The organism is Billgrantia aerodenitrificans (genome assembly GCF_021404405.1).
GTDB lineage: Bacteria > Pseudomonadota > Gammaproteobacteria > Pseudomonadales > Halomonadaceae > Halomonas > Halomonas aerodenitrificans.
In genome coordinates, this window is the sequence record NZ_JABFTV010000002.1 from 201457 (window position 1) to 225509 (window position 24053).

At 64.4% G+C, this 24053-nt stretch carries 18 protein-coding genes; 11 read left to right on the forward strand and 7 right to left on the reverse strand.

What is annotated here, in order from left to right:
- Nucleotides 1-26 precede the first annotated feature (26 nt).
- Nucleotides 27-785, forward strand: a complete 759-nt coding sequence (locus tag HOP59_RS04230) for a FadR/GntR family transcriptional regulator (protein WP_234252934.1) — start codon at nt 27-29, stop codon at nt 783-785.
- 52 nt (nt 786-837) lie between these two features.
- Here HOP59_RS04230 and HOP59_RS04235 read toward each other — a convergent pair whose 3' ends face one another.
- Nucleotides 838-2037: an ROK family protein gene (locus HOP59_RS04235; protein ID WP_234252935.1), complete on the reverse strand. Its 1200-nt coding sequence runs from the start codon at nt 2035-2037 to the stop codon at nt 838-840.
- A 327-nt stretch (nt 2038-2364) separates the two neighbouring features.
- On the opposite strand from HOP59_RS04235, the gene HOP59_RS04240 reads away from it, so the two are divergent.
- The 8 genes from HOP59_RS04240 (at nt 2365) to HOP59_RS04275 (ending at nt 10820) form a co-directional block, all read left to right on the forward strand.
- A complete protein-coding gene (locus tag HOP59_RS04240) occupies nt 2365-3135 on the forward strand; it encodes an SDR family NAD(P)-dependent oxidoreductase (protein WP_234252936.1) in 771 nt (256 codons plus the stop codon).
- Complete coding sequence (locus HOP59_RS04245) at nt 3135-4664, forward strand: sugar ABC transporter ATP-binding protein (RefSeq protein WP_234252937.1); 1530 nt, start codon at nt 3135-3137, stop codon at nt 4662-4664. Before HOP59_RS04240 ends, HOP59_RS04245 begins: the two co-directional genes overlap by 1 nt.
- Complete coding sequence (locus tag HOP59_RS04250; RefSeq protein ID WP_234252938.1) at nt 4645-5658, forward strand: ABC transporter permease; 1014 nt, start codon at nt 4645-4647, stop codon at nt 5656-5658. Before HOP59_RS04245 ends, HOP59_RS04250 begins: the two co-directional genes overlap by 20 nt.
- Nucleotides 5659-5710: 52 nt before the next feature.
- Nucleotides 5711-6661 carry an ABC transporter substrate-binding protein gene (locus HOP59_RS04255; protein ID WP_234252939.1) on the forward strand — a complete coding sequence of 317 codons (951 nt, stop codon included), beginning with the start codon at nt 5711-5713 and terminating at the stop codon, nt 6659-6661.
- A gap of 63 nt (nt 6662-6724) precedes the next feature.
- Nucleotides 6725-7780: a sugar phosphate isomerase/epimerase family protein gene (locus HOP59_RS04260; RefSeq protein ID WP_234252940.1), complete on the forward strand. Its 1056-nt coding sequence runs from the start codon at nt 6725-6727 to the stop codon at nt 7778-7780.
- Between the two features lie 11 nt (nt 7781-7791).
- Entirely contained in the window at nt 7792-8955 is a 1164-nt protein-coding gene (locus tag HOP59_RS04265) for a Gfo/Idh/MocA family protein (protein WP_234252941.1), read from the forward strand.
- Entirely contained in the window at nt 8948-9901 is a 954-nt protein-coding gene (locus HOP59_RS04270) for an aldose 1-epimerase (RefSeq protein ID WP_234252942.1), read from the forward strand. Before HOP59_RS04265 ends, HOP59_RS04270 begins: the two co-directional genes overlap by 8 nt.
- A gap of 19 nt (nt 9902-9920) precedes the next feature.
- Nucleotides 9921-10820, forward strand: a complete 900-nt coding sequence (locus HOP59_RS04275; RefSeq protein WP_234252943.1) for an SMP-30/gluconolactonase/LRE family protein — start codon at nt 9921-9923, stop codon at nt 10818-10820.
- On the opposite strand, the gene argE is transcribed toward HOP59_RS04275, so the two are convergent.
- A complete protein-coding gene (gene argE / locus HOP59_RS04280; protein WP_234252944.1) occupies nt 10817-11971 on the reverse strand; it encodes an acetylornithine deacetylase in 1155 nt (384 codons plus the stop codon). The two genes, HOP59_RS04275 and argE, sit on opposite strands and share 4 nt — an antisense overlap.
- Nucleotides 11972-12051: 80 nt before the next feature.
- Nucleotides 12052-12630: an antibiotic biosynthesis monooxygenase gene (locus tag HOP59_RS04285; protein ID WP_010629401.1), complete on the reverse strand. Its 579-nt coding sequence runs from the start codon at nt 12628-12630 to the stop codon at nt 12052-12054.
- 442 nt (nt 12631-13072) lie between these two features.
- Between HOP59_RS04285 and katG the strand changes: the two genes are divergently transcribed.
- Together katG and HOP59_RS04295 are read left to right on the forward strand one after the other, a co-directional pair.
- Complete coding sequence (gene katG / locus HOP59_RS04290) at nt 13073-15298, forward strand: catalase/peroxidase HPI (RefSeq protein ID WP_267963469.1); 2226 nt, start codon at nt 13073-13075, stop codon at nt 15296-15298.
- Between the two features lie 113 nt (nt 15299-15411).
- Nucleotides 15412-17916 carry an EAL domain-containing protein gene (locus HOP59_RS04295; protein ID WP_234252945.1) on the forward strand — a complete coding sequence of 835 codons (2505 nt, stop codon included), beginning with the start codon at nt 15412-15414 and terminating at the stop codon, nt 17914-17916.
- A 3-nt stretch (nt 17917-17919) separates the two neighbouring features.
- On the opposite strand, the gene HOP59_RS04300 is transcribed toward HOP59_RS04295, so the two are convergent.
- From HOP59_RS04300 to HOP59_RS04315, 4 genes are all read right to left on the reverse strand, one after another.
- A complete protein-coding gene (locus HOP59_RS04300; RefSeq protein WP_234252946.1) occupies nt 17920-18798 on the reverse strand; it encodes an alpha/beta fold hydrolase in 879 nt (292 codons plus the stop codon).
- Nucleotides 18799-18896: 98 nt separating this feature from the next.
- Nucleotides 18897-19265, reverse strand: coding sequence for a YciI family protein (locus HOP59_RS04305; protein WP_234252947.1), 369 nt, complete (start codon nt 19263-19265; stop codon nt 18897-18899).
- 81 nt (nt 19266-19346) lie between these two features.
- Nucleotides 19347-22643 (reverse strand): AAA family ATPase, encoded by a 3297-nt coding sequence (locus HOP59_RS04310; protein WP_234252948.1) that lies wholly within the window; start codon nt 22641-22643, stop codon nt 19347-19349.
- Nucleotides 22640-23935 carry an exonuclease SbcCD subunit D gene (locus tag HOP59_RS04315; RefSeq protein ID WP_234252949.1) on the reverse strand — a complete coding sequence of 432 codons (1296 nt, stop codon included), beginning with the start codon at nt 23933-23935 and terminating at the stop codon, nt 22640-22642. Before HOP59_RS04315 ends, HOP59_RS04310 begins: the two co-directional genes overlap by 4 nt.
- Between the last annotated feature and the right edge of the window lie 118 nt (nt 23936-24053).

A 24053-nucleotide genomic window follows, 5' to 3' on the forward strand; every position in this document is an offset into this window, starting at 1 on the left:
GGGTATCACTACAGGATCTCTCAGCCTTGACGTCACCACTACCCAAGCCGGCGACACGACCCAGCATTGCCGAGTACCTCGCCGAGGCGATCTTTTCCGGGCGCTATCAGCCCGGCGAGTTCGTGCCTCGCGAACTGGATCTCTGCGAGCGCTTTGCCATCAACCGCTCGGCGGTGCGCAGTGACCTGCGCCAACTTGTCGATGTCGGCATCATCGAGCGTATCTCCGGCCACGGCTCCAAGGTGCGTGAGTACAGCGAGTGGCACATCCTCGACCCCCAGGTCACCGACTGGATGACTCGTTACGCAGCGCCTAACCCACAGATTCAACGTGAAATCCTGGCCTTTCGGCTGGATGTCGAACCCTATGTGGCGATGACCGCCGCCCGACGCGCCAAGGCCCGCGACCTGGTCGCCATCGAAGAGGCTTTCGAAGGGCTGGGCCAGAACCTGCGCAACGCCAGCTGTGCCGAGGAGCGACGCCTGCACAGCGAGTGCGATGTGGCCTTTCACGTGGCGATCTTCAAGGCCACCCATAACATCGTCTGGGCCCAGCTGTCGCATATCCTGCGACCCTCGATTCACATGCTGGTGTCGATGTCCAACGAGAGCGCCAGCGACCCGGAAGAGAGCCTCGAACGTCACCGTCAACTGATGGAGAGCATCCGCATGCGGCGCCCGCGCGAGGCGTTTCTGGCTGCCCAGGCGGTGCTCGCCGGCACCGCCGATGCGCTGGGCCTGGAGCCTGGCGCCAGCTCCCTGGGTCGCTGTGTGGATCTGCCCTGATCGAGGCAAAACCCAGTGGATTTGCAGGGCTGGCCAATCGACGCAGGCGGCCTCAGATCAGGTCGCTGGAGCCGTGTACGAGGCTGGCAAGCACCTGGGCGGCAGCGCCACGAGCAGCGATGAAGGTGGAGTCCTGGATGACCCGCAGAGGCACCTGTTGGGTGGTGCCGAGCAAACGGTTCTGATTGGCCTTGAAGAAGTCGAGGGCGGGAGCGAGTAGAGAGTCGCCCAACTGGGTGAGAGAGCCGCCGAGTACGATCTCGGAAGGGTTCTGAGTATGGTGAAGATTGAGCAGCAGGACCCCCAGTGCCTCGCCGGCGCGGCGCAGGGCGACCTGGACCTCGGCTTCTTCCAGGCGAGGCAGCAGGGCGGCGATGAGATCCTCTTCTTCGGCAATCCCCAGCGCAGCGCGGATCGACCAGCCGCTGACCAGGGTTTCGGCGCAGCCACGGTTGCCGCAATGGCAGTAGAGCCCACCGGGTTGCAGGATAGTGTGCCCGATCTCTCCAGCCAGCCCTTGCACGCCGCGGGTTAGCAGGGGGGGATGGCTGCCTACGACCATGCCGCTGCCGATCCCCGTGCCGGCGCTGACGTATATCAGCGACTCGGGAACGTGGCCGGTTCGGAAGTAGTGCTCACCGAAGGCCGCCGCCTTGGCCTCGTTGTCCATCAGCCAGACACCCTCGAGCTTCGGGAGATGGGGGCGCAGCAGTTCGAGGAAGCGTATGTCCCGCCAACCCAGGTTGGGTGCCAGGCGCAGCACGGGCTTGTCGGGGGCGATGGGGCCGGGTAGCGCGACGCCGAGACCCAGGCAAAGACGGCCCTTGACCGCGACTTTGCTCATCAGTCGACGTAGCAGCTCTCCAAGCAGTTCGGCAGTGACCTCGGGGGTGGTAGGGACAAGGTGCTCATGGTGCGAGGCAAGTACCTGGCCTGCCAACGTGCAGGCCACCAGGCGCAGGCCATGTACACCTACCTCGGCGCCGAACAGCACATGACGATCTTCGTTGAGATGCAGGGCGCGGCCTGGGCGACCGCCGCTGCTTTTTTGCAGCTCCCCTTCGCGAAGCCAGCCGTACTCCAATAGCGATTGAATGCAGGCGCCCACGGTGGCCTTGGTCAACTGCGCTTCGGTAGCGATGTCGGCACGGGTAAGGCCGGGGCTTCGGCGTACCAGCTCGAGGATGGCGCTGCGATTGAGCCGCTTGAGAAAGTGGAGGTCGCCTGCCTTGTGTTGGTTGCTGGTTGGCATGGAGTTGGGTCCTGCAGTCGGCGCGTTTCGAGCGCCGCAGAGAATGAAAGCCGAGCGTGACGCTGCGCGCATCGATGATGCCATTCGATGGTGAGGCGCGCGAGGCCTCGCCAAGGAAGCGCGGCACGAATGCCATGAATTAGTATTGATAATAAACTAATGATTTTACGCCATCCATTACGGTGAAGCGCTATTTTCTTTCATAATAGTGGTTAAATATTTGATTTTTATATTCTAATTCAACAATTAGACCAAGGTGGTATTGCTGCGCTTTCAACCGGTGACCATTCTCCAGTTAGTAAAAACAAAATACTAAGTGGGGCGAGCATGAGCAACAGCGCGGCACGATACCCTAGTCTTGAGCAGCGGGTAGTCTTCATTACTGGCGGCGGCAGCGGCATCGGCGCTGCGATGACCCGGGCCTTCCACCGCCAGGGTGCAAGAGTTGCCTTCGTCGACATCGATGATGCAGCCAGCCATGCACTGGTTGAGGAGCTCCAGGCTACGACTGGCCGGGCTCCTCACTACCATCGCTGCGATATCCGTGACGTGGCAGCACTGCAGGCAACGATTGCCGCCGTAGGCCGCGAATTGGGATCCATCCATACCTTGGTCAACAACGCCGCCAATGACGATCGCCATGACTGGCAGGATGTCGACGTGGCCTATTGGGACGAGCGCATGGCGCTCAATCTGCGCCCTATGTTTTTTGCCGCCCAGGCGGCGGCACACCAGATGATCGAAGCCGGCGGCGGCGCGATCATCAACTTCGGCTCCATCAGCGTCACGACAGCCATTCCCCGGCTGTCGGCCTACGTCACGGCCAAGGCGGCGGTGCATGGGCTGACGCGCAGCCTGGCGCGGGATCTGGGAGAGCGCAATATCCGTGTCAATACCGTAGTCCCGGGCTGCATCATGACCCAGCGTCAACTCGACAAGTGGATCGGGCCCGACGACGAGGCGCGTATCCGCGAACACCAGTGCCTCAAGGTTCGCCTGTCGCCTGATCATGTGGCCCCGATGGTCCTTTTCCTGGCGGCGGACGACAGCGCCCAGCTGACTGGCCATGAATTCACCGTCGATGCGGGGTGGGGCTGATGCACACACAGAATCAGTCGCTGCTGTCGGCCCGCCGGATCTGCCGCTCATTTGGCCAGAATCAGGTGCTGTTCGATATCGACCTCGAGCTGGTGCCAGGCGAGGTCCATGCGCTGCTGGGTGAGAACGGCGCAGGCAAGTCGACGCTGGTGCGCATTCTTGCCGGCTATCTGAGTCCCAGCGCAGGTGAGATCCGCCTTGAGGGCGAACTACGCCGCTACCGCAGCAGCGGTGATGCCGAAGCCGACGGCGTGGTGATGATTCATCAGGAGCTGGCCTTGGCTGAGCAACTGACTGTGGAGGAGAACGTCTTTTTGGGTCGCGAGATTCGACGCGGCCCCTTCCTCGACCATCGGGCCATGCGCGAGCGTTGTCGTGCAGCGCTGGCCGAACTCGAAACCCGTGTTGACCCGCGGGCAAGGGTCAAGGATCTCAGTACGTCCGATCAGCAGATGGTGGAAATCGCCAAGGCGATCACGCGCGACGTGCGCGTGCTGATCATGGACGAACCCACGGCAACTCTCACCGAGCATGAAGTCGAGGTGCTGTTTGCGCTTATTGCACGGCTGCGTGAGCGCGGTGTGGCGATCCTCTACATCTCCCACAAGCTTCGCGAGATCGAGCGGATCGCTGACAGGGTCACGGTGCTGCGCGATGGCCGGCTGATCGACAGTGGGCCGATGGCCGGGCGTAGCAAGGAGGAGCTGGCGCGACTGATGGTGGGGCGCGAGATCAGCGACATGTACCCCGAGCGCACCAAGCTGGCGAGCGACGCGGTGGTAGTGCTTGAGGCGCGCGATATCGTCGTTCCCGGTGCCGTGAAGCAGGCGAGCTTCACTCTGCGTCGCGGTGAGGTGCTGGGTTTCGGCGGGGTGGTGGGTGCCGGGCGCACGGCACTGATCGAAGCGGTGTTGGGGCTGCGCGCTCGCAGTAGCGGAGAGGTGCTGCGCAACGGGCAACCGGTTGCACTCCGCCACCTGCGCGATGCGGTGCGCCAACGTATCGCCTACCTCACCGAAGACCGCAAGGGCAAGGGCCTGGTGCTCAACATGGGGCTGCGACCCAATCTCACCCTACTCAACCTGCGCGCCTACTGCCGCCCGTTGATCGACCGTCGCCGCGAGGAGATGGCCTTCCAGGAGGCCATAGAGCGCTTCGACATTCGCTTGCGCACCCAGGCGGCGACTGCCGCCGAACTCTCCGGTGGCAATCAGCAGAAACTACTGCTGGCCAAGGTCATGTCCATCGATCCCGAGATCGTCGTCATCAACGAGCCGACCCGCGGCATCGACGTTGGCACCAAGCACCAGATCTATCACTTCGTGCGAGAGCTCACCGAGGCCGGGCGCTCGGTGATTCTGGTCTCGTCGGAGATGGCCGAGCTGATCGGCCTCTCGCACCGGGTGGCGGTGATGTGTGCCGGGGTACTGACAGGCGTGCTCGAGGGCGAGCAGATCAACGAACAAGAAATCATGCAGTACGCATCCGGTATCAAGGGGGTGGAAGTCGATGAACAACGCCGTGCCTGACAACAAATCGCTCACGCAGAGTAGGGTCTCCGTCGACCTCAAGACATGGGGGCCTTTCATCGCCTTGCTGGCCCTGGCGTTGCTGGGCGTGTTGATCAACCCCGCCTTCCTGGGGCTGGACAACCTCTCCAACATGCTTACCCGCAGCGCCTTCATCGGCATCATCGCCATCGGCGCCACCTTCGTGATCACTGCCGGCGGGCTGGACCTCTCGGTGGGCTCGATGGCGGCCTTCATCGCCGGGGTGATGATCATCCTCATGAACAGTCTGGTCGAGCAGTTCGGCCCGGGTCTCACCACCATATTGCTGGGCATTGGCGCCTCGTTGCTGCTGGGTCTGTGTGCCGGTTTCATCAACGGCATGGTGACTACCAAGGGCAAGATCGAGGCCTTCATCGTCACCCTCGGCACCATGGGCATCTACCGCTCGCTGGTGACCTATCTCGCCGATGGCGGGACCCTGTCGCTGGACTGGGGGGTGCGTGACATCTACCGGCCGGTCTACTACGGCCATCTGATGGGTATCCCGATTCCGGTGCTGGTGTTCCTGCTGGTGGCGGTGGTCGGCTACATCCTGCTCAACCATACCCGCTTCGGTCGCTACTGCTTTGCCATCGGTTCCAACGAGAAGGTGGCCGAATATAGCGCCATCCATGTCGATCGCATCAAGACCATGACCTACATGCTGCAGGGCTTATGCGTGGCGCTGGCGACCATCATCTACGTGCCGCGGCTGGGCTCTGCCTCGGGGGCCACCGGGGTGCTGTGGGAACTCGAGGCGATCGCCGCGGTGATCATCGGCGGCACCGTGCTCAAGGGTGGGCACGGCCGCATCTGGGGCACGGTAGTGGGAGCGATCATGCTGACCATGATCGGCAACATTCTCAATCTTACCGATGCCATCTCCAACTATCTCAACGGTACGGTGCAGGGAATCATCATCATCGTCGCGGTGTACCTGCAGCGCGCATCGTGGAGGAAGTCGGCGCCATGAGGCGCTCTTGTAGCAGCACGATAACAAGCACAAACAGCTAAGGAGCATCAGCATGCCAACCAAGAGGACCCTAGCAGCCTTCGTTGCCGCTGCAGCGTTGGGACTGCCCACTTTCGCCGCCGCTCAGGAGTATACGATCGGCGTCTCCATTCCTGCCGCCACCCATGGCTGGACCGGCGGGGTCAACTTCCATGCCCAGCAAGCCAAGGAGCGCCTCGAGTCGCTCTATCCCGAGATTTCCATCACCATCACCACGGCGAGCGATCCGGGCGGACAGGCCAACGATCTCGAAGATCTGGTCTCGCAGCGCAACATCGATGCGCTGGTGGTGCTGCCCTTCGAGTCCGGCCCGCTGACCGACCCGGTGCGGCGGGTCAAGGATGCCGGTGTGTTCGTCACCGTGGTCGACCGCGGCCTCGAGCAGGAGGGTATCGAGGATCTCTATGTGGCTGGCAACAACCACGAGCTGGGGCGTGTCTCCGGTGAGTACATTCGCGACCAGCTCGATGGGCAGGGCGATATCGTGGTGCTGCGTGGGATTCCCACTGTGATTGACGACGAGCGCGTGCAGGGCTTCCAGGAAGCCATCGAGGGCTCCGACATCAATATCCTCGACATGCAGCACGCCAACTGGAACCGTGACGACGGCTTCGAAGTGATGCAGGATTTCCTGGCACGCTTCGATCGCATCGATGCGGTGTGGGCTCAGGACGACGATATCGCCATCGGGGTGATCGAAGCGGTGCGTCAGGCCGGGCGCGAGGACGAACTCTTCATCGTCGGTGGCGCCGGCATGAAGGACATTATCAGGCGAGTCATGGAGGGCGATCGGCTCGTGCCGGTCGACGTGCTGTATCCACCGGCAATGATCGCTACCGCCATGGACCTCACGGTGCAGAATTTCGTCTCCAATGGCCCAGTGGTCGGCCAGTACATTCTCGGCTCACCGCTGATTACTCAGGAGAACGCCGAGCAGTATTACTTCCCCGATTCACCGTTCTGATCGATCCGGGCGGGCGCTCGACGCCCGCTCGGTTCACCTGTCGATCATCATCGGAGAGCCATTATGAAAACAATCAAAGGGCCGGCGATCTTCCTTGCTCAGTTCGCCGGAGACGATGCCCCCTTCAATAGCCTGGACAGCATCGCCGCCTGGGCGGCGAACCTGGGCTACAAGGGAGTTCAGCTTCCCAGCTGGGACGCGCGTCTGATCGATCTGAAACGTGCCGCCGAGAGCCAGACCTATTGCGACGAGATCAAGGGCACCCTGGCCGAGCATGGTTTGGCACTGACCGAACTCTCCACCCACCTGCAGGGCCAACTGGTTGCCGTGCATCCGGCCTATGACGAGATGTTCGATGGTTTTGCCGCGCCTGAAGTGAGGGGCAATCCTCGGGCGCGCCAGGCCTGGGCGGTGGAGCAATTGCATTTTGCCGCACGCGCCTCACGCAATCTGGGGCTGACCGACCACGGCACCTTTTCCGGCGCCTTGGCCTGGCCCTATGTCTACCCGTGGCCACAGCGTCCAGCTGGCCTGATCGATACCGCCTTCGACGAGTTGGCCAGGCGCTGGCGGCCCATTCTCGATGCGTTCGACGAAGTCGGGGTCAATCTCTGTTACGAGATCCATCCCGGCGAGGATCTGCATGACGGTATCACCTTCGAGATGTTCCTGGAGCGGGTGGGCCATCATCCGCGCTGTCACATTCTCTATGATCCCAGCCACTTCGTACTGCAGCAGCTCGACTATCGCGGGTTCCTGGACGTCTACCGCGAGCACATCCAGATGTTCCATGTGAAAGACGCCGAATTCACTCCCAGCCCCAGGCAGGGCGTCTACTCCGGCTACCAGGGCTGGGTCGGGCGCGCCGGCCGCTTTCGTTCGTTGGGCGACGGCCAGGTGGACTTCAAGCACATCTTCTCGTGGATGGCGGCCAACGACTATCACGGCTGGGCGGTGCTCGAGTGGGAGTGCTGCCTCAAGCATCCCGAAGCTGGCGCGCGGGAGGGCGCGGCCTTCATTCGCGACCATATCATCGAAGTCACCGAGCGGGCCTTCGACGACTTCGCCGATGGCGGTGCCGACGAGGCGGCCAACCGTCGCCTGCTGGGTCTCGACTGAGGGAGAACGACATGAGCCAACATCACGACACTCCTCGCCGGCTGCGCCTGGGCATGGTCGGCGGCGGCCAGGGGGCCTTCATCGGCGGCGTGCACCGTATTGCCGCCAGGCTCGACGACCACTATGAGCTGGTTGCCGGCGCTTTCGCCTCCGACCCCGAGCGTAGTCGCGCGGCTGCCGCCGAACTGCATGTGGCCGAAGAACGTGCGTATCCCGACTACCGCACCATGGCCGAGGCCGAGCGCCTGCGTCAGGACGGTATCGACGTGGTCGCTATCGTCACCCCCAACCACCTGCACTTCGACGTGGCGCGCACTTTTCTCGAGGCTGGCATCCATGTGATCTGCGACAAGCCGATGACCACCAACCTGGCGGATGCCCAGGCACTGGCTGAACTGGTCGAGCACAGCAGGCTGTTTTTCGGCCTGACCCACAACTACTCCGGCTATCCCCTGGTGCGCCAGGCCCGCGACATGGTCGCCGCCGGCGAGCTGGGCGAGCTCAGGGTGGTGCAGGTCGAATATCCTCAGGATTGGCTCTCCACCCGCCTGGAGGAGAGCGGCGTAAAGCAGGCGGAATGGCGCACCGATCCGCAGCGCAGCGGGCCGGCCGGCTGTCTGGGCGACATCGGCACCCATGCCTATCACCTGGCACGCTTTGTCACCGGGCTCGAGCTGGAGTCGCTGGCGGCGGATCTGCACACCTTCGTCGAGGGTCGTGCCCTCGACGACAACGTGCACATGATGCTGCGCTTCAAGGGCGGGGCGCGGGGCATGCTATGGTCGAGCCAGGTGTCGCCGGGCAACGAGAACGGCCTGCGGCTGCGGGTCTACGGTAGCCGTGGCGGCCTTGAGTGGAGTCAGGAAGAGCCCAATCGGCTGTTGCATTCGCCGCTGGGCGAACCGTCGCGCATTCTGACGCGCAACGGTCCTGGCCTTGGGGAAGCGGCCCTGGCTGCATCGCGCATTCCTCCGGGGCATCCCGAAGGCTATCTCGAGGCCTTTGCCCAGCTCTACGCGGACTACGCCGAGCAGATACGCGCCCTCCAGGCAGGGCGTAAGGCCCATGCACTTAGCGTGAGCACTCCGGGTGTGATGGATGGCGTCGATGGCCTGAGGTTCATTACGCGTGCGCTGGAGTCTTCCGTGTCAGGGGGCGTGTGGGTGAATGTATGAGACGCTGACCCTCGATAATGGCCGGCTACGTGTGGTGGTGGCGCCCGATATCGGCGCCAGCGTGGTGCGCTTCGATGCCCTGACGCCGGAAGGGCCTGTGGCGTTGATGCGTCCCGGTGGTGCGGGAGAGGGTGATCCCAATCGACTCGCCATGTATCCGTTGGTGCCGTGGTCGAATCGTATCGCCGAGGGGGGCTTCGAGTGGCGCGGCCAGCACTACTCGCTTGCGGTCAATTTGCCAGGCGAGCCGTTGCCGATTCATGGCGACGGCTGGCAGCGGGCTTGGAAGGTAGAGGCTCAGCATGAATCGGAGCTGCGGTTGAGCCTGCGCTCCTGGCAGCAACCCCCTTTCGATTACCGGGCAGAGCTGACGTATCGGCTGGTGGACGATGGGCTTGCGGCGACACTGGCCGTGACCCATCTGGGCGATACACCGGCGCCCTATGGCGTCGGGCTGCATCCTTGGTTTCCGCGCACTGTCGATGTGTGCCTCGAGGCTGCTGCAGAAGGGGTCTGGGAGGTCGATGCCAAGCAATTGCCCACCGTCTGGCGTCGTATCTCGCCCGGTGAAGCGTGGGATTTCGCGCGTGGAAATGCGCTTCCCGAACGCAAGATCGACAACCTGTTCACCGGCTGGAGTGGCCAAGCCACGCTGTGTTGGCCTCGGCGTGGCGTGGCGTTGTCGGTGATAAGCAGTGCCTCGCGCTATCTGGTCTTCTCACCCGGCGCGCAAGCGGACTTCTTCTGCTTCGAGCCGGTCTCTCATTGCGTCGATGCCCACCACTTCGACGATCCGTCAGGCCATGGGTTGGTGGTGCTGGCAAGCGGAGAGAGTCACGCGCTGCACTTCCGTTTTCAGTATTCGACCATCCTCAGCCTGCCTTCCTTGAAGCGGCAGGCCGAGGCCAATTGCGTGGCTGCCACTATGGCAAGGTCGCGTCCCTGAACGCGAACGGAGACGAGTGATGCAAGACGGTGTGATCGAAGTGGCGGTGAAGCTCGACATGAGCCTGGGCGAGAGTCCGGTGTGGTCGGTGGCGCGCCAGACCCTCTACTGGACCGACATCAACAACGGCTACGTCTATGCCTGGCGCCCGCAGCAGGGCGGGACGCCGATGCGTACCGAGCTGGGCGAGAAGGTAGGCTGCGTGGCGCTCGACGAGGCGGGACTGGTAGCCGCTGCGGCCTCGGGCATCCTGCGCCTGCCCGAAAATGGCGAGCCCGAGCGGCTGGCCGACAACCCCGAGTGGGTGAAAGAACGACGGCAGGCGGGGCAGGGCAATCGCTTCAACGACGGTCGCTGCGACGCCGCCGGGCGCCTGTGGGTGGGCACCATCGATGCCGACGAATCGAGCCCCAGCGCGGCGCTCTACTGTCTCGACAAGGGTGAACTAAGTCGTCGATTGAAGGGCCTCGGCATCTCCAACGGCCTGGCCTTCAGCCCCGACCGGCGCTGGCTCTACCACACCGACTCGCTGAGCCGGCGCATCCTGCGCTACCCCTTCGACGTCGAAAGCGGCACCTTGGGCGAGGGCAAGACCTGGGTCGACCTGGAAAGGCTGGGATTGCCCGGCGTGCCCGACGGTGCGGCGGTGGACAGCGAGGGCTGCTACTGGAGCGCACTCTACGACGGCGGGCGTATCGTGCGCTTTTCGCCCGAGGGCGAACTGGTGGCGCAGCACGAAGTACCGTGTCCGCACCCGACCATGGTGGCCTTCGGTGGGGCCGATCTGTGCACGCTCTACATCACCACTGCCACCCAGCACCTGGACGCCGAGGGCAAGGCGCGCTGGCCGCAGGCCGGCAGCCTGCTGCAAATGAAAACCGGCGTGATGGGGCTCGCCGAGCCCGGCTTCGCCGCTTAGTCGCTCGCCAGCCGCTGCCCCAGCGCCTGCATGAAGCGCGTGCCCGCCGCGAGCTGTTCGATCTCGATGTATTCGTCGGGCTGGTGGGCCTGGCGAATGCTGCCGGGACCGCAGATCACGGTGGGCAGCCCCACGCGCTGGAACTGGCCGGCCTCGGTGGCGTAGGCGACCGCGCCGCTGGGCTGTTCGCCGAGCAGCTCGCGGCACAGGTCGAGTACTGCGACATTGTTGTCATCGGCCAGTGCCGGCACCGTGAGGTTGAGTGCCTCGGTGACGATGCTCGTCTCGGGGGCGCGGCGCTGCATCTCGGCCTCCAGTTCGGCGGCATAGGCATTCACGCGTTCGAACAGCTCCTCGAAGCGGTCTCTGGGCAGGTGGCGAATCTCCCACTCGAAGGTGCACTCCCGGGCCATGATGTTGATCGCGGTACCGCCGGCGATCTTGCCCACGTGCAGGCTGGAGTGGGCGACGTTGAAGGCTTCATCGATGCGCCCCTCGGCGCGCAGCTCGGCCATGACATCTTCGATCTTCGTCACCAGCCGTGCGGCTACGTGGATTGCCGACACGCCCTGGTCGATCTGGCTGGAGTGCGAGGCGCGACCGGTCACGGTGGTACGCAGGTTGGTGGCGCCCTTGTGAGCCACCACCGGTTGCATCAAGGTCGGTTCGCCGACGATCACTGCGGCCGGGCGTGGGTGGTCGGCCATCAGCCGCTCGATCATGCGCGGCGCGCCGATGCAGCCCACTTCCTCGTCGTAGGAGAGCGCCAGGTAGATCGGCTTGTCCAGGCCGCGCTTCAGCCACTCGGGCAGTTCGGCCAGGGCGCAGGCGATGAAGCCCTTCATGTCGCAGGTGCCGCGTCCGTAAAGCTTGCCGTCGCCCTTGTCGACCAGAGTGAACGGGTCGGTGGACCAGGGTTGGCCGTCGACCGGCACCACGTCGGTATGCCCCGAGAGCACCACACCGCCCTGTACGTCAGGCCCGATGCGCGCTAGCAGGTTGGCCTTCCTGCCGTCGTCGCTTTCCACCCGCCAATGCTCGACCCCGTGCTCGTCGAGGTAGCTCTCGACGAAGGCGATCAGATCGAGGTTGGAATCGCGGGAAACGGTGGCAAAGCCAACCAGGCGTTCGAGCATCTCGGCGGCGGTCATGATTCTCTCCTTCAGGGTATTGCCTGAAGCCTATCACGCTAGTGGCGAGCGAGCAGAGCGCCTGCTGTCATGAGGGCTTATCAGGCCCTGCGCTGGTGCAGCCGACGCTCCAGTTGTTCCAAAAGGGTGGTCTCACCTCGCAGCCACGGACCGAGCAGGCGCATGGAGAGCGGAATGAACAGGAACACCATTAGCGGGGTCAGCGCCAACGTGCTGAACATGACCTTGGGTAACAAAGGCAAGTGCACAAGAAAAGGGCCTGCAAGCCACTGGAACGCAAGTGATACCGGAAAGAAGGCCAGCCAGATGGCAATCGCCTGCTTCCAGCGCGGCGGCGTCTTGCCGGTGGCCTCCTGGAACCATCCATCGAGGCCAATGGCGCGGTGAGCATGCGGTGCCTCATAAAGGCCTCGTCCGCGAGCAAGCCAGGCTCGACGCGAGGCGGAGTGCTCCCAGGCGGCCATCGTCTCGGCGTCCTTGAAGCGAAAGATGAGCTGATATTCATCGTCACCGGGTGGAGGGGCTAGCACGCCGGAGCCCAGGTAGCCGGTGAAGTCGGCTGCCAGCTCGCGGCCCTCTTCGAGCCAGGCGATGAAATCGAGGTAACGCCCACTCGCCACGCGGCGCGCCACCATCAGAGTGACAGGGGAGGATGACATTGTGTATCTCCTTGGCTTATGGCTCGGCGCCCGGGTAGGGGCCGATATCACTCGAGCCGGGTAGGCCCTCATGAATTTATAGCAAGAAGTATACCATGCTTGATCTTTCCGCTACTGAAGGCGTCGGTTTGTAGGCAAATGTTCGGCGAAGGGAGGCTCGAGTCATCATCAGAAAGAGGCAAAAGCAATGACTCGACATGTTTTCATTGATTGTGACTATCGATCCGGTGCATAAAAACAAGTCCCTTCTAATTTATCTTGCCTGGTATACCTATCTTCACGTTGATGGCTGGCAAGGAAACATGCGCCTCGGGAAACCTCTCGGCAACAAAGAGGTGGCAGTGCAGGCCGGTGATGAGCCGGGCCTCACTACGGCAAGACTCCATCAGCTCAACGATTTTGCACTTGATACAACACAGCGCGTCACCGAAGGGAGAGCATCATGGATAAAAAAGTCGACAGCAGCGCGGGCAAATGCCCCGTCATGCATGGGTCACGCACCAAGCGTGGAGATACCGGCAACTCCAATCAGGATTGGTGGCCCAACCAACTGAATCTCGGCATTCTTCACCAGCATGCTCCCAAGTCCAATCCGCTGGGCGAGGCGTTCGACTACGCCGAGGCGTTCAAGTCCCTCGATCTTGCCGCCGTCAAGCAGGACCTCGAAGCGCTGATGACCGACTCCCAGGAGTGGTGGCCGGCGGACTACGGCCATTACGGTCCGCTGTTCATCCGCATGGCCTGGCACAGTGCCGGCAGCTACCGGGTGGGCGACGGGCGTGGCGGCGCCGGTACCGGCACCCAGCGCTTCGCGCCGCTCAACAGCTGGCCCGATAACGGCAACCTGGACAAGGCGCGGCGCCTGCTGTGGCCAGTCAAGCGCAAGTACGGCAACAAGCTCTCCTGGGCCGACCTCTACATTCTGGCGGGCAATGTCGCGCTGGAGTCCATGGGCTTCAAGACCTTCGGCTTTGCCGGTGGACGTGAGGACGTCTACCAGCCGGAAGAGGACATCTACTGGGGCGCCGAGGACGAGTGGCTGGCCGACAGCGGCCATGCCAAGAGCCGTTACTCGGGTGAACGCGAGCTGGAGAATCCGCTGGCCGCGGTGCAGATGGGCCTGATCTACGTCAACCCGGAAGGGCCGGATGGCAACCCGGACCCGCTGGCCTCGGCCAAGGACATCCGTGAAACCTTCGCCCGCATGGCGATGAACGACTACGAGACCGTGGCGCTGACCGCCGGCGGCCACACCTTCGGCAAGACCCATGGCGCCGGCGATCCGGTCAACGTGGGCCCCGAGCCGGAGGCCGCGCCCATGGAAGAGATGGGCTTCGGCTGGAAGAGCCGCTACAAGAGTGGCAAGGGCCGCGACACCATCACCAGCGGCCTGGAAGGTGCCTGGACGCCGACGCCGACGAAGTGGGACATGAGCTACTTCGACGTGCTGTTCGGCTACGAGTGGGAGCTGACCACGAGCCCAGCAGGCGCCAAGCAGTGGGTCCCCAAGAACCTGGCCGAGAAGGACATGGCACCGGATGCCGAAGATGCCTCGAAGCGTGTAGGCATCATGATGTCCACCGCCGACATGGCGATGCGCGAGGATCCGGAATACCGCAAGATCTCCGAGCACTTCCACAACAACCCGGACGAGTTCGCCGATGCCTTCGCCCGCGCCTGGTTCAAGCTGACCCACCGCGACATGGGGCCGAAGGCGCGCTACCTGGGCCCGGAAGTGCCGGCCGAAGACCTGATATGGCAGGATCCGGTGCCCGCCGTGGACCATGAGCTGATCGATGTTCAGGACATCGCCAGCCTCAAGAGCAAGATTCTCGGCTCGGGCCTGAGCGTTGCCGAGCTGGTGTATACCGCTTGGTCTTCGGCTTCCACCTACCGCGGCTCCGACATCCGCGGCGGGGCCAACGGAGCGCGCATTCGCCTGGCGCCGCAGAAAGATTGGGAAGCCAACCAGCCGGAGCAACTGGCCAAGGTGCTGACGACGTTGGAGAGCATCCAGAATGACTTCAACGCCACCCAATCGGGCAACAAGAAGGTATCGCTTGCCGACCTGATCGTGCTGGGCGGTGCTGCTGCCATCGAGAAGGCAGCCAGGGGTGCCGGCCACGATATCGAGGTGCCGTTCACGCCGGGCCGCACCGACGCCAGCGAGGCGCAGACCGACGCTGAGTCCTTCGAGTGGCTGCGCCCCGAAGCCGATGGTTTCCGCAACTACCGCCGCGCTCGCTTCACCGTCTCCGACGAGGAGATGCTGATCGACAAGGCCCAGCTGCTGGGGCTCAGCGCGCCGCAGATGAGCGTGCTGGTGGGCGGGCTGCGGGTGCTCGAGGCCAACTACGGCAACTCGCGCCACGGCGTGTTCACCGAGCGCCCCGGGACGTTGACCAATGACTTCTTCGTCAACTTGGTCGACATGGGTACCCAGTGGCAGCCCGCCTCGGTGGATGCCGACGTGTTCGAAGGCCGCGACCGCAAGAGCGGCGAAGTGAAGTGGACCGGTACTCGGGTGGACCTGGTGTTCGGCTCCAACTCGCAGCTGCGTGCCATCGCCGAGGTCTACGCCCAGGACGATGCCAAGGAGAAGTTCGTCAGCGACTTCATCGCCGCCTGGAACAAGGTAATGAACGCGGATCGCTTCGACCTGGTGTGATCCAGCGAGCTAGCGAGAAGAGAGAGGCGCCCCGGCAACGGGGCGTTTTTTCTCATTGGCGTTCTTGGGCAGGCCTTCCTCAAGAAAGCAGGCTCGCTGCCGAAGATCAGTTCATGACGACACTGACCCTTCTCATTTTCGATCCACATGCCCTGGATGCCGTGCAGGGGGAACATCACCTCCCTTTGGTACTGGTCTCTTGGGCGATCGCGCTGGCGGCCTCCTATGCCGGCCTGGATCTGATCAAACTGGTCAGTAAAGCCAAGCACGCTGGCTGGCGCAGGCTCTGGTTGCTCGCTGGGGCCGGCATCATGGGGTTGGGCGTATGGAGCATGCACTTCACCGGTATGCATGCCTATCGGCTTGCCTTCCCCGTGCAGCATGACCCGATCCTGACGCTCTTATCCATCGTGCCCGCCGTGGCGGGGAGCCTGGCGGCCATCTTGCTACTTTCGCGTGAGACTTCAACTCACCGAGAGCTGATGCTGGCCGGCACCAGCCTGGGGCTGGGGATCGGCATGATGCACTATGTCGGCATGGCCGCCATGCATATGCCGGCATCGCTTTATCATGAATTCTGGCTGTTCCTCCTGTCGCTATTCGTGGCCGTCGGTCTCGGCGTCGCTAGCGCCTATGCGTATCGCCTATGCCGCCAGGAGTGGGGTATGCGACGCGCCAAGACCTGCGCCTTCATCAGCGCCTTGTTCGTTTCCCTGGCCATCTGCAGCATGCATTACGTGGCCATGGGGGCTGCCTGGTTCGTTCCCCATCCAGGCGCGGCTTCGCTGCCGCCAATGGCGGAATCGCACTGGATGATCTATCTCATTGGCGGCTGTGTCGTTCTGGTCGCTTTGCTGACTGTGGTGGCGACACAGGCCCAGCGCCGTTTGCACCTCAGCGAGCAGCATGAACACATGACCCGCACGCGACTGCTGGAGGTGATCTCCGCGCTTCGCGACGGTGTCGCGCTCTTCGACGGCAAGGGACGTGTGCGGCTCAGCAATGCTGCTCTCGAGCAGCTGCTGGGGTGGGAGGTCGAGCAGAGTATCGGCAAGTCGGTGTGGAAGCTGGGTTTCGCGGTCAATAGCCGGGAACTGAGAGACATCATCAGGCAAGCGCTGGAGCAACAGGGAGAATGGAATGGCCTGATCGAAGCTCAGCATGAGAATGGCTGGCGCTTTCCCGCCTGGCTCAGCGTCAGCAGGGTGATCTATGCCGATAGCAATGAGCGGGACTATGTGGCGTTGATATCCGATCGCTCCGCTGAACAGGAGGCTCAGCAGCGGATACGCTACCTCGCCTACCATGACACCCTGACCGAGTTACCCAATCGGCGTGCTCTGCAGGAGCGGTTGAATGGGTGTGAACGTCATCTGGGTAGCGGAACGGCCTTGTCGCTGTTGGTGCTGTTCGACATCGACCGTTTCAAGATCCTCAACGACAGCTTGGGTCAGGACATCGGCGATGAGCTGCTGCGCCAACTGGCGACACGTCTGCGCCAATGGGCTAATGACGATCTTCATGTCGCTCGTCTGGACGGCAACGAGTTCGCTCTGCTGGCGCGCTTGAGTGCCACCCACAGGTCGGCCGCCGGGCGTGAAGCGCGCGGGCTTACCGAACGTGTGCTGGCGTCACTCTCCGCCGATTATCTTCTGCACGGCCATACCTACCCCTGCCGACTCAGTGTCGGCATGCTGGTGTTCGATCCTTACATGGGTACGACTCCGGCAATGCTGTTCAAGCGTGCCGGTCTGGCGCTCCTCGAGGCCAAGCGACAGCGCGATGCGGTTCCTCAGCTGTTTTCTCCGGAGCTGGAGCAGGAGCGGGAGGCGAGGCTTACGCTCGAGCGTGAGCTGCGACATGCCATCGACAACGGTGAGTTGCGATTGCATCTCCAGCCCCAGGTTGATGCCGACCGGCACGTCATCGGTGCAGAAGCGCTGGTGCGTTGGCAGCATCCAGCTCGGGGCTTCGTCTCGCCAGGGGAGTTCATTCCGCTGGCGGAAGAGAGCGGGTTGATCCTGCCCTTGGGCAGTTGGGTCCTTCAGGAGGGCTGCCGTCTCTTGGGGGAGTGGCGGCGCCGTTCCGAATTCAGCGATCTCAAGCTCTCCCTGAACGTCAGCGTGCGTCAGTTCCAGCAGCCCGACTTCGTCGACCAGGTGCTCACGGCCATCTATCGTCACTCGGCGGCACCGGGCAGCCTGACTCTCGAGCTCACCGAGTCGCTGCTGCTCAAGGATCCGGAAGGTACCATCGAAAAGATGTTGCTGCTGCGTCGCATAGGCGTCAGCTTCGCGTTGGACGACTTCGGCACCGGCTACTCTTCCATGGTCTATCTCAAGGCACTGCCTCTGGATACCTTGAAGATCGACATTGCCTTCGTCCGTGACCTTAGCCATGACACCCAATCCACCCCCATTGCCGCAGCCATCGTGGCCCTGGCTCAGAGTCTGGAGCTAGGCGTCATCGCCGAGGGCGTCGAAACCGAGACACAGCGCGCCGTGCTTGCCGGGTTGGGTTGCCACCAATACCAAGGCTACCTGTTCGGCCGACCGCTGCCGGTCGAGGAGTTCCACCCTACGCCGGTTGCCCAGAGAGAGGCGCCGCCGGCCGCTTAGCAATCATGGCGGCGTGCCGATTACCCGGTCCAGCTCCCGGTTGAATTCTGCAGGTTTGGCCATGTGCAGGAAGTGGTCGGTGCCTTCTACGATCACGGCATCGAATTCGGGTAGCAGCTGCCGGTTGGCTTCGATATCGGTCGGCCACAGGTCGGCATTGATGGCCACCACTGGTACCGTCAGCTCCTCGAAGTGCTGCGCTGCCTCGCCCTCGGCATGCCGGGTAAACATGTCTTGCATGGCACTGGTAGCCACCTGAGGCGGCGCTGCCGCCATGTCCTGCACGATCCAGTCGCGCAAAGTGGCATCGGTCTCCTCGAGGAACATCGAGGCGACGAAGTGGCGGGTAGCGGAGACGAAGTCCTGCTGGATCGGCCCCAGCATTTCGTCGATCTGGGCCTCGGTGATTTCCTCTGCGACGTTGTGGAAGGTATCGACACCCACGATCCCGATGACGCGTTCCGGCATGAGTCGCGCCGCTTCCACGGCGACCGGTCCGCCCATGGAGTGCCCGATCAGAAGGGCCTGATCCACCTCCAGCTCCTCCAGCACCGCCTTCACGTCCTCGCCGAAGGCCGGCATGGTGAAGTCTTCACGCTCCTGGCCGGAATGGCCGTGCCCGGCGAGATCGATCGTCACCACCCGATGTTGCTGAGAGAAGTGAGGCACCTGCCCGCGCCAGTAGCGCCCGTCGCAGCTCCAGCCGTGGATGAACACGAGCGTGGGTTCGCCACTGCCGTGAACCTCATAGGCGATCGGTACCCCGTCTGCCGACTCGGTCATTCGCGGCCAGTTCACCTCGGCTGCCAGCGCCTGGCCCGCCAGCCCCAACAGCAGTGCCAGGCGCAGGTAACGTATGCCGTGCAACGCCAACTCCTTCATGCTGCCTCCCTCAATCTCTCCATGACTCATGCAGCATAGCCGAGCCAGGCCGCCTATCGATGTTTCTTCGAGCGGCTAGACACTCACCAACCTCCCGCTCAGTAACGGCTTTCGTGTCTCAATTCCTCCTCGACGGGCCTTACCTCGATGGTGCCAAGTCGCGCTGACGGCCAGCCGGCAGCAATCTCCAGGGCTTCCTCTTCTGACGCGACCTCGATCAGGAAGAAACCGCCTAGCTGCTCCTTGGTCTCGGCAAAGGGCCCATCGGTCATGGTCAGTTCGTCATTACGAACTCTCAGAGTGTGAGCCTTGGTGGCGCTCTGCAAGGCGTTGGTCAGGACCAGTTTGCCTCGTTTCTGCAGGTCGTCCACATAATCCAGGGTTTCCTGTAGTAGCTCATGCCACTGGGCTTCCGTCATTTCGCTGAATATTCGCTCTTCCTCATAGGCGAGACAGAGGTACTTCATGGGAGACCCTCATGTTGGGAATGCTGACCCGTAGAAGATGGCGCACGGGCTGGACCGGCGCAATGGAAGGACGAAGAGACCTCAAAGGCTGACCAACCTTGCCCGACTGGTGCCATTCCCCAGCGGTTCCACCTGGATCTGCACTGGAATACGCTCGTGCATTTCCTGCACGTGGGAGATCACCCCGACGCGGCGGCCCAGGGCTTGCAGGCCGTCGAGCGCTTCCATGGCCAGCGCCAGCGACTGCGGGTCGAGGCTGCCGAAGCCCTCGTCGATGAACAGCGACTCGATGGTGAGCTCGCCCGAGGCCATGGAGGCGAGTCCCAGGGCCAGGGCCAGCGAGACGAGGAAGGTCTCGCCGCCGGAGAGCGAGTGCACCGAGCGGCGCTCGTCGCCCATGTCGTGGTCCACCACCAGCAGGCCCAGCTCGCTGCCGCCGCGGGCCAGCCGGTAGCGGCGGCTGAGATTGGCCAGATGGGCGTTGGCGTGCTCCAGCAGCTGCTCCAGGTTGTAGGCCTGGGCGATGCGGCGAAACGCCTTACCGTCGGCGGAGCCGATCAGTTCGCTGATGCGCCCCCAGCGGACCTGTTCGGCACGGGCGGCTTCCAGCTCGGCCTGGCCCTGCTGCTGGCGCAGACGCCGACGGTCGTCGTCGCGCAGGGCGTGAACGGCATCGTCACGCACCTGCTGCGCTTCCGCCAGCTTGGGCCGTAGCGCCGTTTGCTGGGCGTCCAGCGTTTCCCTGATGCTGGCGATTCGGGCTTCGACCGCTTCGCTCAGCAGTTCGGCCTCGCTGTCGGCCAGTGCCCGCTCGCGGCGGTGTTCGAGCAGGGAATGACGTCGCTCGGTGAGACTGGCCTCGGTGCGCTGGCGTGCCTCGTCGGCATCGGCAAGCTCACGCTCCTGGCGGGCGGCCTCGTCCTCGGGTTGCGCCAACAGCCGCGCCAGGGTGGCGTCGTCCAACTGTGGATGCGCGTGGCGCCACTCGGCCAGCCGAGCATCCAGCGTGACCCGCTCCTGACGGAGCCCTTCGATGCGCTCGGCCTCGTGGTTGGCCTGCTGGGTGAGCCGAGCCTGCTCGCGTTCGGCGCCGTGGCAGCGCTCGATGGCCTGGTCGCGCTCACGGCGGGCGGACTCCTGGCTGGCTTCCAGCCGCTGCTGCCAGGCGTCGGCCGAGGCGTGCTCGCCGAGCAGAGCCTGGAGCCGCTCGGCGAGTGACTGCCGCTCCTGGCGCAGGGGCGGTAGCTGGGCGTCGAGCTGGGCCTGCGTTTCTTTCAGCGTAGCGCTGCGGGCCTCGTGCTGGGCGCGTTCGAGCTCGCCCTGGCGCAGGGCCTCTTCCAGCGGGCTCAGCTCCGCCTCGGCACGGGCCAGCTCCTGGAGCGTACGCTCGGCCCGTTCACGCTCGGTGGCGCTATGCCGCCGCTGGTGAGCGAGCCATGTCTCACGCTCCTCAGGCGCAACGTCGGCCAGCTCCGCATGCAGGGGATGTCCGCTCAAGGCCTGCCGGGCCTGGGCCAGTCTCTCCTCTGCCTGTTGCAGCTCCTGCCGGCCGCGTGTGATCGACGCCAGCGCGGCACGGTACTCGCCCTCGAGCTCGCTGCGTGCCAGTTGGGCCTGCTCGAAGGCCTGTCTGGCCTCGGCCAGCTGTGCGTCTTCCTGCTCCTGCTGGGCGGCGAGCTGGGCCGCCTCTGGGGTGGCTGGCGGCCGCTGGCGGAAGGGGTGGTCGTGGCCGCCGCAAACCGGGCAGGGCTCGCCTTCCCGCAGGGTTTCGCGCAGCCGTGCCACGCTCTCGCTGCGAGCGGCACGGCTGCGCTCGATGAAATCGCGCAGGGTGGCGTAACGCCGCTCGCTGTCGTCGAGCCGCTCACGGGCGGCCTTGCCCTGAATGGTCAGTTCGGCCTGCCGCTTCTCATCCGCGGCCAGGCGCTCGTTCAACTGACGCTGGGCAAGCTCGGCCCGCAGGGACTCCTGCCAGCGGCTGGCGAGTTCATCCAGTTCCAGCCCGCGGCGGGCGGCGTGGTCGTGGGTCTGTTGTGCCGCCTGGCGGACAGCATCGAGCCGCTCATGGCTGCCCATCAGTTGGCGCAGGGTGGTCTGCCATTCGTCGCGCCGGCGTTGCAGTTCGTGCAGCCTGGCCGCGGTGGCCCGATGCTGCTGGTCAAGAGTCTTTGCCTGCTGGCGGCAGCTCTGATGACGGGATTCGAGCTCGGCCAGTTGGCGCTCCAGGGTAGCCAGCGCCTGGGCGTGTTCGCGCGCCTCGCGCAGGCTCGGTTCGGCCTGCTGGCGGGCCTGGCTGGCGGCTTCCAACTGGCGAGCGGCCTGATCCCGGGACTGCTCTGCCTGGGTTTGCAGGGTGCGGGCCTGCTCGAGGGCTGCCTGCGTCTGCCGGTGGGCCTGCTCCAACGCGGCGATTTCATCCGGCAGCGCGGTCTGGCGCAGCAGGTGGTGGCGCTGGGGGGCAAGCAGGCGGCGGCAGTCGCGGTCGGCCCGGGCAGCGGCCAGCGCCTGCCAGCGATCCTCGGCTTCGCGCTGCTGACGAACGCCATCGAGATAGGCCTGGCGCAGCCGCTCGTCGGCGCCATGCCACTGTCGCTGGGCGTCGAGCTCCCTGGCCTGCTGCTGCAGGGCGACCAGGGCCTGCTCGGCGGTTTCGGCCTGGCGTTCCAGCTCGCTGCGGGCCTCGGGTTCGGCGGGCAGGTCGTCGGCGAGTTTTGCCTGCAGGGCCTCGACGTGTCGCTTGGCCGTGATCGCCCGCCGGTAGGCGGCTTCGGAAATGCGTGAATACTCGGCGGTGCCGGTGAGCCGTTCTAACAGATCGCTGCGCTCGTTGTCATCGGCCTTGAGGAAGGCAGCGAACTCGCTCTGGGCCAGCAGCACGGCACGGGTGAACTGATCGAAGGTCAGCCCCAGGCGTTCCGGCAGAAGCTCGGCGAACTCGCGCTTCTGGGCGGTGAGCAGGCGCTCGTCGTCGAGATCGGTGAGCGACTGCTCTACCGCCTGTAGACGACCGCTGGCCTTCTCACGGGCGCGGCGCACGGCCCAGCGGGCGCGGTAGCGACGCCCATCGCGACCGAGAAAGTCGACTTCGGCGTAGCCGCCGGCAGTGCCGCGGCGCAGCAGGGTGCGCGGGTCGGCGGTGCTCACCGTCTCGCCTTCCACGTCGGGCAGCGGTGCATCGCGACCGGGCGCCTGGCGCAGCCTTGGGGTGTTGCCGTAGAGAGCCAGGCACAGGGCGTCGAGCAGGGTGCTCTTGCCGGCGCCGGTGGGGCCGGTGATGGCGAACAGGCCGGCATCGCTGAGCGGTGGTGCGGTGAAGTCGAGCTCCAGCGGGCCGGGCAGGGAGGCGAGGTTGGCCAGGCGCAGGGCGAGAATCTTCATGGGCGCCGCTCCCCGCTACGCGGCTCTTCATGGGTGTCGAGCACGTCCTGCAGCAGCTGGTCGAAGTCGGCCAGCACGTCGTCGCTGGGGGGCTCGCCCCACTGTTTTTCCCAGGTCCGCTGAAACAGCTTTCTCGGGCCCAGCTGCTGCAGGTCGACTCGCTCCGGCTTGTCTCCGGTAGCCTGCTGAGGCAGGCGCCGCTCCAGGCGCAGCAGGCGCACGGCCTTGCCGTCGAGAGCCACTTCCACCCGGGCGCGCAGGTCGGGCACCGGGGCGGTGAGCGAAACACGCACTTCCAGCCAGGGCCACCGCTCGCGTGGTAGGGCGGGGTCGTGGGGCAGTGCCTCGAGTTCGGACAACACCTCGTCGAGCTCGCCGGGGCCGACACGATTCATGGCCACGGGGCGCGGCACGGCAATTGCCTCCACCTGGGCGAGGCTCTCGCCTTCAAGTACCGCCGCCACCACCTGATGAGGGTAATTCACCTCGCTGAAGTCCAGCGGCAGGGGGCTGCCGCTGTAGCGGATGTGCGCCTCGCCGACCTGCTGGGCGCGGTGCAGGTGGCCCAGCGCCACATAGGCGATGTCGGTAGGAAAGAGCCCGGCAGAGATCGACTCCTCGCCGCCGATGACGATGGGCCTTTCGCTGGCCTCGGAAACGGCGGCACCGTGCAGGTGGGCGTGGCTCATGGCCACCAGCGCCTGGCCGGGCGCGCGCCGCTTGCGGGCAGCGTCGATCAGTTGCTCGTGCACCCGGGAAATGCCGGCGACGTAGTCGTTGCGTGGCTTGTCGCTGAGCGGTTCGCCTTCGTTGGCTTCTGCAGGGGCCAGGCCATGGCCGGTGACCTCGGCGGGGCGCAGGAAGGGCAGCGCCAGGCACCAGGCGCGGGTTTCGCCGTGGGCGTCGGTGAGTGGTACCAGCAGGCGTTCGGCGTCGAGGCTGCCGTCGTCGAGCCAGCACACCCGGCCCAGGGCGTGGGTGCGCAGCCGGCGCATCAGCGGCGCCGGCAGCTCGATCCGGTTGCCGCTGTCGTGGTTGCCGGCAATCAGCACGATGTCCAGTGCCGGCAGGCGCTCGTGGGCGCTGACGATGAAGTCGTAGAGCAGTGCCTGGGCGGCAAGCGAGGGATTGACCACGTCGAAGACGTCGCCGGCGACGAGCAGGGCGTCGGCCTCGCGTGCGACGAGGGTATCGAGCAGCCAGTCGAGAAACAGGCGGTGTTCGGCGTGGCGCTCCTGGCCGTGGAAGGTCTGGCCCAGATGCCAGTCGGCGGTGTGGATCAGCTTGAGCACGGTATCCCTCGTCGTCGGTTCTGCGCCGATGATACACGAAGCCATCGCCGCGCCGTCGTACCGCCTGGTCTTGGGAAGTGCCCTGTGACCGCCTACACTGCGGAACAGTTTACGTTGC